This is a genomic window from Jatrophihabitans sp. (assembly GCF_036389215.1).
Lineage (GTDB): Bacteria > Actinomycetota > Actinomycetes > Mycobacteriales > Jatrophihabitantaceae > Jatrophihabitans_A.
In genome coordinates, this window is the sequence record NZ_DASVQG010000110.1 from 1 (window position 1) to 11024 (window position 11024).

An 11024-nucleotide genomic window follows, 5' to 3' on the forward strand; every position below is an offset into this window, starting at 1 on the left:
CAGCCGCTCCTGCAGCTGGGCCGCCGACTGCACGTCCACCTCGCCGCTGACTTCGAGCACGCTCTGGGTGCCGGTGCTGGACAGGGTCATGCTCAGGTTCATCAGCGGACCGCGCTTCCTGGCATCAGAGCCCTTCCTGGCATCAGAGCCCTTCCTGGCTTCGGAGACTGTCAGCGGTTCGTGCTTGGCTGAGCATACGGTTCGGCCTTTCCGGATGGCCTGGCAGCGTTTACGCCGATCTGCCTGCCGGAACGCCTGGCCGCGCGCGAACAGACGCGAACAGAATAGAGCGGACAGGAGACAACGATCGACACCGAGCACCCGCTGCTGGCCGGCCTGCTCACCGGCTGCCCACCCGGCGAGACGCCGCTGCGCCATGTGGAGCAGGTTCCGGCACGCCCACCGGCCGCGGCCGGCTGGCCGGACTGGGTGGCGGCCGACCTGGTCGCGGCGCTGGCAGCCGCCGGTATCGACGCGCCCTGGCCACATCAGGTCGAGGCGGCCGAGCATGCCTGGGCCGGCAGCTCGGTGGTCATCGCCACCGGCACCGCGTCCGGGAAGTCGCTGGCCTACCAGCTGCCGATGCTGTCCGCGGTGCTCGCGGAGGCACGGTCGAAGGTGCTCTACCTGTCCCCCACCAAGGCGCTGGCCGCCGACCAGCACCGCGCGCTGGCGGCCCTGGGCCTGCCGGGGCTGCGGGCCGCCACCCTGGACGGGGACACCCCGTTCGAGGAGCGGGACTGGATCCGCCAGCACGCCAACGTGGTGCTGTCCAACCCCGACCTGCTGCACCGCACGCTGTTGCCCCAGCACCAGCGGTGGGCCGGCTTCCTGCGCCGGTTGCGGTTCGTGGTGATCGACGAGTGCCACCACTACCGGGGGCTGTTCGGCTCGCACGTGTCCCTGGTACTGCGCAGGTTGCGCCGGATCTGCGCGGCCTACGGGGCGGCCCCGGTGTTCGTGCTGGCCTCCGCCACCTCGGCCACCCCCGGCGAGTCGGCCTCCCGGCTGGTGGGGCTGCCGGTGCGGACGGTGGATCGGGACCGCTCGCCGCGCGGCTCCCGGACCTTCGCGCTCTGGGAACCGGCGCTGGCGCTGGCCGGCAGCGAGCACGCGGTACCCATCCGGCGGGCCGCCGGGTCAGAGGCAGCCCGGCTGCTGGCCGACCTGGTGATCGCCGGCGCCCGGAGCCTGGTGTTCGTCCGGTCCCGGCGCGGTGCCGAACTCACCGCGCTGGCCGCCAAGAACCACCTCGCCGAGGCCGGCGCGACGGAACTCGTGGACCGGGTGGCCGCCTACCGGGGCGGCTACCTGGCCCAGGAGCGTCGCGCGCTGGAGCGTTCGCTGACCAGCGGCGAGCTGCTGGGGGTCGCGACCACCAACGCCCTGGAACTGGGCGTGGACATCACCGGGCTCGACGCGGTGGTGCTGGCCGGCTATCCCGGAACGCTTGCCTCACTGTGGCAGCAGGCCGGCCGGGCCGGCCGCCGCGGGCAGGACGCGCTGGTGGTCTTCATCGCCCGTGATGACCCGCTGGACACCTACCTGGTGAACAACCCGGCGGCCATCTTCGCCCGGCCGGTGGAGGCCAGCGTCACCGACCCGGGCAATCCCCATGTGCTCGGGCCGCAACTGTGCTGCGCGGCCGCCGAGCTTCCGCTGACCGCTGCCGACGTCGAGCTGTTCGGTGGCCCGGCCGCCGAGCCGGTGCTGGCTGAGCTGGTCGAGCAGGGGCTGCTGCGCCGGCGACCGACCGGATGGTTCTGGACCGACCGGAACCGCCCGACGGCGAACCTGCGCGGAGCCGGCCAGCCGGTCACGGTGGTGGAGTCCGGCTCCGGCACGCTGCTGGGCACCGTCGACGCCGGGACCGCCCCGGCAACGGTGCATCCCGCGGCGGTCTACCTGCACCAGGGCAGCTCGTTCGTCGTCGACGAGCTGGACCTCGACCACGGCGCGGCGCTGGTGCACCCGGAGGACCCGCCCTGGACCACCTGCGCGCAGGAGATCACCGACATCGCGATCCTGGCCATCGAACGCAGCGCCATGCTGGACGGGGTCAGCGTCCAGCTGGGCACCGTCGACGTGTCCCACCAGGTCGTCAGCTACCAGCGCCGCCGGTTCAGCGGTGAGCTGCTGGACGAGACACCGCTGGACATGCCGCTGCAACGGCTGGTCACCAAAGCCGTCTGGTACACCCTCGACGACGTCCTGGTCAGCGAGACCGGCCTGGAGGCGATGGAGCTGCCGGGTGCCCTGCACGCGGCCGAGCACGCCGCCATCGGGCTGTTGCCGCTGTTCGCCAGCTGCGACCGCTGGGACATCGGCGGGGTGTCGACCGCCCTGCACGCCGACACCGGCCGCCCTACCGTCTTCGTCTACGACGGTCATCCCGGCGGCGCCGGATTCGCCGCCCGCGGCCATGCGGTGCTGGCCGACTGGCTGGCCGCGACCCGGGCCGCCATCGCCGGCTGCGAATGCCCGGCCGGCTGCCCGTCCTGCATCCAGTCGCCCAAGTGCGGCAACGGCAACAACCCGCTGGACAAGGCCGGGGCGCTGCTGGTGCTCGACGCGGTGCTGTCCCGGGCGAAGGCTGCGTGATCGCGGGCTGCCCGTACTACCGTTAGCTGCCAAGTCGGCATCACAGTCTCGTCCAACCTCGTCCAACCTCGTCCAACCTCGTCCAACCTCGGCCAACCTCGGCCAACGCAGTCTCGTCCATCGCAGTGAGGAGGCACGGTGAACGACGCAGTGAACACGGTGACCCGGGGCAACGACACGATCGCCGGCGTGCCGGGGGTCCGGTTCGCGACCACCGCCCGTCCCGGCTCGCCCGAAGAGCACACCCTGCAGCGGGTCCAGGAGCGCCTGTCCGCCGGAGTCACCGAGCTGCCCTCGGAGAGCACCCTCCCGCAGCTGGCGCTGAACAGCGTGCAGGTGGTCGACGGCACCTCGTACTCGGTGATCACCCTGTGGGTTCCGAAGGCGCAGGAATCCGAGGCGGCCGAGGCGCTGCGGGCCGAAGGTTTCGAGGTCTGGTAGGCCTGCCAGGAGCTGGTGGTATTGCGCGATGTTGACGGTCGTCGCGCATTCGCTAGGCTCGTGCCGGTCGCGCAAGCGCTTGGAAGACTGGGAAGAGCAGCGCGATCAGCGTCGTCCCCTTGGAGACCCGATGACCGCCTTCGCACTCACCGATGAGCAGCTGGCCTACCTGCGAGCGGTCCGCGAGGTCGCCGTCCAGGAGCTCATCCCGCTGGCCGAGCGCGGCGCCGAGGGCAAGGTGAACCGCCCGCTGCTCGAAGCGATGGGCAAGCACGGGCTGCTCGGCCGGCTGTTCGGCAGCAGTGGCCGGTCGGCGGCGGCGATGGAACTCTGCCTGCTGCGGGAGGCACTTTCCACGGTCTGCACCGAGGCCGAAACGGCGCTGGCCCTGCAGGCGCTGGGCAGCTACCCCTTCATGCTCTTCGGCACCGAGGGCCAGGCCGGGCGGTACCGCGACGGGGTGGCCGCCGGCACCGTGGTCGCCTCGTTCGCGCTGTCGGAGGCCGAGGCCGGATCCGACGCCGCCGCGCTGCAACTGCGGGCCGAACCGGACTCCGACGGCTGGCGGCTGACCGGCGAGAAGAGCTGGATCTCCAACGCTCCCGAAGCCGACGTCTACACCGTCTTCGCCCGCACCACCGCCGGCGCCCGGGCCCGCGGCATCACCGCGTTCGTGGTGGCCGGAGACGCACCCGGCCTGTCCGGCGAGCACCTGGACATGCTGGCGCCGCACGCCATCGGCCGGCTGGTGTTCGACGGCGTCCGGGTGGAGCGTGCCGACGTCCTGGGCGAGGTGGACGCCGGTTTCAAGGTCGCGATGCGCACCCTGGACGTGCTGCGGCCCAGCGTCGGGGCCTTCGCGGTGGGCATGGCCCAGGCCGCGCTGGATGCCGCCATCACGCACACCACCGGGCGGCAGGCCTTCGGCGGGGTGCTCAGCGACCAGCAGGCCGTCAGCCACCTGCTGGCGGAGATGGCCACCCGGGTCGAGGCCAGCCGGTTGCTGGTCTACGCGGCAGCGTCGGCCTATGACGGCGGCGCAGCGGCGCCCGAACTCACCCGGAAGGCCGCGATGGCCAAGCTGTTCGCGACCGAGAGCGCGCAGTTCGTCGTCGACGCCGCCGTGCAGTTGCACGGAGCCCGGGCGCTGCAACGCGGGCACCTGCTGGAGCGGCTGTACCGCGACGTCCGGGCACCCCGCATCTATGAGGGCGCCTCCGAGGTGCAGCGGACCATCATCGGCCGTTCACTGGTGCAGGCCGCGAACGGGCCCGCCGGACCGAGTGGACAGGGAGGCCCAGAGGCATGACGAGCAGGTTCCGGGCGTCCGTCCCGATCACCGATGACTGGCAGCACTTCGACTTCGCGGTGGCCGACGGCATCGCCACGGTCACGCTGAACCGGCCGGAGAAGCTCAACCCGCTGACCTTCGAGAGCTATGCCGACCTGCGTGACCTGGTGCAGCAGCTGCCCTACCGCGAGGACGTGCGGGTGCTGGTGATCCGGGGCGCCGGCAAGGCCTTCTGTGCCGGCGGGGACGTCAACGAGATCATCGGCGAGCTGATCACCATGCGCCCGCGCGAGCTGATGGCCTTCACCAAGATGACCGGCGACCTGATCCGGGCGATGCGCGAGGTCTCCGTCCCGATCATCTCCGGGATCCAGGGCATCGCCGCGGGGGCGGGCTCGGTGGTGGCGCTCGCCTCGGACTTCCGGGTGGTCACGCAGTCCGCGCGGTTCGCCTTCCTCTTCACCAAGGTGGGGCTCTCCGGTGGTGACATGGGAGCGGCCTACCTGCTGCCCCGGATGGTCGGCGCCGGGCGTGCCACCCAGCTGCTGATGCTCGGCGACACGATCGACGCGGCCACCGCCGATCGGTACGGCCTGGTCAGCGAGCTGGTGGCCGACGAGGAGCTGGACGCGGCGGTGGCGAAGCTGGCCACCCGGCTGGCGGAGGGGCCGACGCTGGCCTACGCCCAGACCAAGGCCCTGATCACCCGGGAGCTGGACATGTCACTGGCCGGCGCGATGGAGCTGGACGCGATGACCCAGGCGCTGTTGATGACCACCGATGACCATGCCGAGTTCCATGCCGCGTTCAACGACCGCCGGCCGCCGCGCTGGACCGGGCGTTGACGGTGCCGGGTCCCGGCCGGATCTGCCTGGTCGCCGGTGCCAGCCGCGGGATCGGGGCCGCGGTCGCCGCCGCGCTGGCCGCCGAGGGACATCGGGTGGCGCTACTCGGCCGCGACGCCGCCGCCCTGGAGAAGGTGGCCGCGACGCTGCCCGGACCCAGCCTGAGCGTGGTCGCCGATGTCACCGACCCGGGCGCTGCCCAGGCCGCCTTCGGCCGGATCGAACGGGACTGGGGGCCGGTGGAGGTGCTCGTCTGCAGCGCCGGCGCCGGGGTCGCCGCCCCGCTCGTCGACACCTCCGACGAGGACTGGGCGCGGATGCTCGATCTCAACCTCACCGCGCCGTTCCGGCTGATCCGCCGGGCGCTGCCGTCGATGACCGAGCGCGGCTGGGGCCGGATCGTCGTGATCGCGTCGGTGGTCGCCAAGCGCGGCGAGGCACAGGTCGCGGCCTACACCGCCTCCAAGCACGGCGTGCTGGGCCTGGTTCGGGCGGCGGCGGCCGAACTGGCCCGGACCGGGGTGACGGTCAACGCCGTCTGCCCCGGCTACGTCGACACCCCGATGACCGATGCCACCATCGAGTCGATCGCCGCCCGCGGCGGGCGAAGCTCCGACGAGGCGCGGGCCACGCTGGCCCGCCGGCAGCCGATCGGGCGGTTGGTCGACCCGGCGGAGGTCGCCGAGGCGGTGCGGTTCTGCGTGGCGAACGCCGCGGTCACCGGGCAGGGGATCAACGTCGACGGAGGATCGGTGCAGTCATGAGTGAGGATCGCAGCGAGCGCAGCGAGCGAGGACCGGAGCGAGCAGAGACGATGAGCGCTCGCGCGAAGAGCCGGTGAGGACATGAGTCTGGAGCGGATCAACCCCGACGAGCTGGGCCGGCCGTCCGGCTTCGCACACGCGGTGCGCGCCACCGACACGACGCGGGTCTACCTGGCCGGGCAGACCGCCCTGGACAAGGCCGGCAACATCGTCGGCGACGGCATCGTGGCGCAGTTCGAGCAGGCGCTGGCCAACCTCCTGACCGCGCTGGCCGCGGCCGGCGGCGGCCCCGAGCACCTGGCCACGGTCACCATCTACATCGTCGACATCGCCGACTACCGCGCGCATGCCCGCGAGATCGGTGCCGTCTGGCGGCGGCTGGCCGGAACCGAGTACCCGGCGATGGCCGGGATCGGCATCGCTCGGCTGTGGGACGACGACGCGCTGATCGAGCTGCAGGGCGTGGCCGAGATCCCGCGCCGAGGCACCGACGGAGCCGACTGACCCGCGGTCAGTCGGAGATGGCCTGCATCGCGTGCCGGTGTGCCGGCACGCGCAGCACGTCGCTGAGCTCGCCGAACAACTCGGCCGCCGCGACGCCGTTCCAGCGTGCCGGCAGCACCTCGGCGGGCAGGCCGGGATCGAGGTAGCGCAGCCGCCGCCACGCCGTGAGCATCCGGACGTACTCGGCGAAGGCCTCGCCGCCGCCGGGGAGCCGCCGGGTGAGCCGCCTGCGCACCGGCCGGTAGTGCCCGACGAACCGGGCGTACTTCGCGGCGAGGTCGTCCAGATCCCACCAGTCACGCACCCGGCCGGGCAGGTCGGCGTAACCGAGGTACTGGCCGCGGAAGATGTCGACGTAGCCGGACAGCCGCCGCCGTGCCAGCACCTCGCTCACCTCGGCGGCCAGCGCGCCCGGCGCCAGCCATACCCCCGGCGCCACCGGACCGAACCCGAGCCCGGCCAGCCTGGTCCGCAGCTCGTGCCGCTTGCCGCGCTCGGCCTCGGGCACCGTGAACACCACCTGCACCCAGCCGTCGGCCAGGCTGGCCGGCCGCTGGTCGAAGATCCGCCGATCGCCCTCCCGCATCACCTGCAGCATCGACGGCGCGAGCGCGTAACCGGCGGCTCCGTCGATCCGCATGCTCTGCAGGATGTCGCGGCGCTTGAGCCGGGAGATCGACGAGCGCACCGCCTGGCCGTCGATGCCGAGGTCACCCATCAGCCGCACCACCGCGGCGATCGGCAGCCAGTTCGGCTCCTCCCGCGCGTACAGGCCGTAGATGGTGACGATCAGCCGCCGGGGTTGGGCCTCGACGAGCAGCTCGTCCGGGCCGGCTGCGGGCCTGGCGACGTCCAGGTATCGCGCGTTCTTGACTGTCGTCACAACTAGAGAATACTGACAGACGTCCCGAGAGAAGGGTTCAACCAGTGGAGCTCTCGCCGTCAGCGCATCTGGACACGTTCTGCCGGGACAACCTGCCGCCCCAGGAGCAGTGGCCCGACTTCCACTTCGACCTGCCGGAGTTGCAGTACCCGCGGCGGCTCAACTGCGCGGCGGTCCTGCTGGATGAGGTGGTGGCCACCCATGGCGCCGAGCGGCCGGCCCTGCGCACCGCGGAGGAGACCTGGACCTACGGCGAGCTGCTCGCCCGGGCCAACCAGCTGGCGCACTACCTGACTGAGGACGCCGGCCTGGTGCCCGGCCAGCGGGTGCTGCTGCGGGGGCCGAACAATCCCTGGCTGGTCGCGTGCTGGTTCGCGGTGCTCAAGGCCGGCGGTGTCGTGGTGCTCACCGTGCCGATGCTGCGCAGCGGCGAGATCACGCCGCTGATCGACCTGACCCGCGCCGGCCTGGCGCTGTGCGATTCCCGTTTCACCACCGACCTGGTGCCGGCCGTCGCGGCTGCCGGGATCCCGATGCTGCAGTACGGCGGCGGCGGTGCGGATGACCTGATCACCGCCTCCGCCGGCAAGCCGACGGTGTTCCTCAACGTCGACACCGCGGCCGACGACGTCGCGCTGCTGGCACCGACCTCGGGCACCACCGGAACCCCGAAGGCGACGATGCACTTCCACCGCGACGTGCTGGCGATCGCGGACACGTTCGGCAAGCACCTGGTGGCGGGCCGGCCCGACGACATCTTCACCGGCACCCCGCCGCTCGCCTTCACCTTCGGCCTCGGTGGCCTGCTGGTGTTCCCGCTGCGGATCGGAGCCTCGACGCTGCTGATCGAGCGGGCAACCCCCACCGAACTGGCCGAAGCGGTCGAACGGTTCGGCGCCAGCGTGCTGTTCACCGCGCCGACCGCCTACCGGGCGATCCTGCGCGCCGGGCAGCAGCACCGGCTGGCCACCGTGCGCCGCGCGGTGTCGGCCGGCGAGCACCTGCCCCGCCCGGTCTGGCAGGAGCTCCACGACAAGACCGGCATCGAGCTCATCGACGGCATCGGCAGCACCGAGATGCTGCACGTGTTCATCTCCGCCGCCGACGCCGACATCAGGCCCGGCGCGACCGGCAAGGCGGTGCCGGGCTACACCGCGACGGTGCTCGACGAGGAGGGCAACCCGGCGCCGGACGGCACGCCGGGCCGGCTGGCGGTGGTCGGCCCCACCGGCTGCCGCTACCTGGCCGACCCCCGGCAGGCCGTCTACGTCCAGCACCGGTGGAACGTCACCGGCGACACCTACGTCCGCGACTCCGACGGCTACTTCTGGTACCAGGCCCGCAGCGACGACATGATCGTCTCCTCGGGGTACAACATCGCCGCACCCGAGGTAGAGCGGGCCCTGGAGCAGCACCCCGACGTCGTGGAGTGTGCGGTGGTGGCTCGCCCCGACTCCGAACGCGGTGCGACCGTGCACGCCGTCGTGGTGCTGCGCGAGGGCGTCGCGCAGGACGCGGCGAAGGTCACCGAGCTGCAGGACTTCACCAAGCAGACGATCGCGCCGTACAAGTACCCCCGCTCGATCGAGTTCGTCACGGCGCTGCCGCGCACCTCTACCGGCAAGGTCCAGCGTTTCCGGCTCCGGGAAACCGAGGCCGCGCGCTAGCGAAGTGGCAGCCGTGCGTCAGCGCCGGCCGGCGAGCAGCGTCCGGACGGTACGGGCTCCGCGCAGGTAAGGAACCGCAAGGAGGAACGAGCATGCGTATCGCAGTCATCGGCGGTGGCCCGGGCGGGCTGTACTTCGCCGCCCTGGCCAAGGCGTTGGACCCCGCTGCCGAGATCCGGGTGTGGGAGCGCAACGCCGCCGAGGACACCTTCGGCTTCGGCGTGGTGTTCAGCGACGAGACCCTCGGTGGCATCGAGCACGCCGATCCGGTGATCCATGCCCGGATGACCGAGCAGTTCGCCCGCTGGGACGACATCGACATCCACTACCGGAACACCCTGACCACCGTCGGCGGCCAGGGCTTCGCGGCGATGAGCCGGAAGAAGTTGCTGCAGCTGCTGCAGGAACGCTGTGCCGAGCTGGGCGTGCGGGTGGCCTTCCGCAGCCAGGCGCCCGACGTCGACACCCTCAGCCTGGAGTACGACCTGGTGATCGCCAGTGACGGCGCCAACTCCAGCGTGCGCACCAAGTACGCCGACGTCTTCCGGCCGTCGCTGGAGACGGGCCGCAACAAGTACATGTGGCTCGGCACCGACCTGGTCTTCGAGGCGTTCAAGTTCTACATCTGCCAGACGCCGTACGGAACCATGCAGGTGCACGGCTATCCCTACGACGCCACCGGCAGCACCTTCATCGTGGAGATGCACGACGACGTCTGGCGCCGGGCCGGCTTCGCCGAGTCGGCGTCGACCGCGTTTCCCCCCGGGGTCAGCGACGAGAGGTCGGTCGCCCGGGTGCAGGAGCTGATCGGTGACCTCCTGCAGGGCCACCGCATCCTGAAGAACAACTCCAAGTGGCAGAGCTTCACCACGATCTCCAACGGCACCTGGCGCAACGGCAACGTGGTGCTGCTCGGCGACGCCGCCCACACCGCCCATTTCTCGATCGGCTCGGGCACGAAGCTGGCAATGGAGGACGCGCTGGCGTTGGTGGCCTGCCTGCACGAGCACGACGGCGTGCCGGCCGCCCTGGAGGCCTACGAGGCCGAGCGCCGGCCGGTGGTGCTCTCGACCCAGCGCGCGGCCCGGGCTTCACTGGACTGGTTCGAGAACATCGGCCACTACGTGGAGCAGCCGCCGGAGCAGTTCGCGTTCAACATCGTGACCCGCAGCCGGCGCATCACCTACGACAACCTGCGGCTGCGCGACCCGGAGTTCGTCGCCGGCATGGACGACTGGTTCGCCCGGCACGAGGCTGGCCGGTTGGCGAAGGAGTACCCGGCGGTGGCGGACCGGACCGCGGTTGAGCCTGCCCGCCCGCCGATGTTCCACCCGTTCCGGCTGGGCCAGCTGGAGCTGAAGAACCGGGTCGTCGTGTCGCCGATGGACATGTACTCGGCCGTGGAGGGTGTCCCCACCGACTTCCACCTGGTGCACCTCGGCTCGCGGGCGCTCGGCGGCGCCGGGCTGGTGATGACCGAGATGGTCTGCGTGTCACCCGCGGGGCGGATCACCCCTGGCTGCGCGGGCATCTACACCGCCGAGCAGGAGCAGGCCTGGGCTCGGGTGGTCGACTTCGTCCACCGTGAGAGCACCGCCAAGATCGGCATCCAGCTCGGCCACTCGGGCCGGAAGGGGTCGACCAAGCTGATGTGGGAAGGCATCGACGAGCCGCTGCCCGAGGGCAACTGGGAGATCGTCGGGCCGTCGCCGCTGCGCTACTCGCCGGCCAACCAGGCTCCGCGGGAACTGACCCGAGCGGACCTCGAGCAGGTCAAGGCCGAATTCGTGGCGAACACCTGCGCCGCCGCGCGCGCGGGTTTCGACCTGCTCGAACTGCACTGCGGGCACGGCTACCTGCTGTCCTCGTTCCTGTCCCCGTTGTCCAACCTCCGCACCGACGAGTACGGCGGTGAGCTGGCCAACCGGTTGCGCTACCCGCTCGAGGTATTCGAGGCGGTACGCGCCGCCTGGCCGGCCGAGCGCCCGGTCAGCGTGCGGATCTCGGCGACCGACTGGTACGAGGGCG

Annotated in this window: 9 protein-coding genes; 8 read left to right on the top strand and 1 reads right to left on the bottom strand. The window is 71.7% G+C overall.

Translation table 11 applies throughout. From position 1 onward, the window contains the following. The first annotated feature begins 369 nt into the window (after nt 1-369). The 6 genes from VF542_RS05140 (at nt 370) to VF542_RS05165 (ending at nt 6446) form a co-directional block, all read left to right on the top strand. Nucleotides 370-2601, top strand: a complete 2232-nt coding sequence (locus VF542_RS05140) for a DEAD/DEAH box helicase (RefSeq protein ID WP_408650642.1) — start codon at nt 370-372, stop codon at nt 2599-2601. A gap of 138 nt (nt 2602-2739) precedes the next feature. Next, nucleotides 2740-3042 (top strand): hypothetical protein, encoded by a 303-nt coding sequence (locus tag VF542_RS05145; protein WP_408650635.1) that lies wholly within the window; start codon nt 2740-2742, stop codon nt 3040-3042. Between the two features lie 130 nt (nt 3043-3172). Beyond that, nucleotides 3173-4351: an acyl-CoA dehydrogenase family protein gene (locus VF542_RS05150; RefSeq protein WP_408650636.1), complete on the top strand. Its 1179-nt coding sequence runs from the start codon at nt 3173-3175 to the stop codon at nt 4349-4351. Continuing rightward, the gene (locus VF542_RS05155; RefSeq protein WP_408650637.1) at nt 4348-5178 is read left to right on the top strand and encodes an enoyl-CoA hydratase family protein; all 831 of its coding nucleotides are present in this window, start codon (nt 4348-4350) and stop codon (nt 5176-5178) included. Before VF542_RS05150 ends, VF542_RS05155 begins: the two co-directional genes overlap by 4 nt. Beyond that, on the top strand, nt 5175-5942 hold the full coding sequence (locus tag VF542_RS05160; protein ID WP_408650638.1) for an SDR family NAD(P)-dependent oxidoreductase: 768 nt from the start codon (nt 5175-5177) through the stop codon (nt 5940-5942). Before VF542_RS05155 ends, VF542_RS05160 begins: the two co-directional genes overlap by 4 nt. 81 nt (nt 5943-6023) lie before the next feature. Continuing rightward, nucleotides 6024-6446, top strand: a complete 423-nt coding sequence (locus tag VF542_RS05165; RefSeq protein WP_408650639.1) for a RidA family protein — start codon at nt 6024-6026, stop codon at nt 6444-6446. 7 nt (nt 6447-6453) lie between these two features. Here VF542_RS05165 and VF542_RS05170 read toward each other — a convergent pair whose 3' ends face one another. Continuing rightward, nucleotides 6454-7302 (bottom strand): PaaX family transcriptional regulator C-terminal domain-containing protein, encoded by an 849-nt coding sequence (locus tag VF542_RS05170; RefSeq protein ID WP_408650643.1) that lies wholly within the window; start codon nt 7300-7302, stop codon nt 6454-6456. A 71-nt stretch (nt 7303-7373) separates the two neighbouring features. Here VF542_RS05170 and VF542_RS05175 point away from each other — a divergent pair, with 71 nt between their 5' ends. Further along, nucleotides 7374-8996, top strand: a complete 1623-nt coding sequence (locus VF542_RS05175; protein ID WP_408650640.1) for an AMP-binding protein — start codon at nt 7374-7376, stop codon at nt 8994-8996. A gap of 92 nt (nt 8997-9088) precedes the next feature. Continuing rightward, the coding region (locus VF542_RS05180) for an FAD-dependent monooxygenase (protein WP_408650641.1) at nt 9089-11024 on the top strand (1936 nt) is incomplete at its 3' end.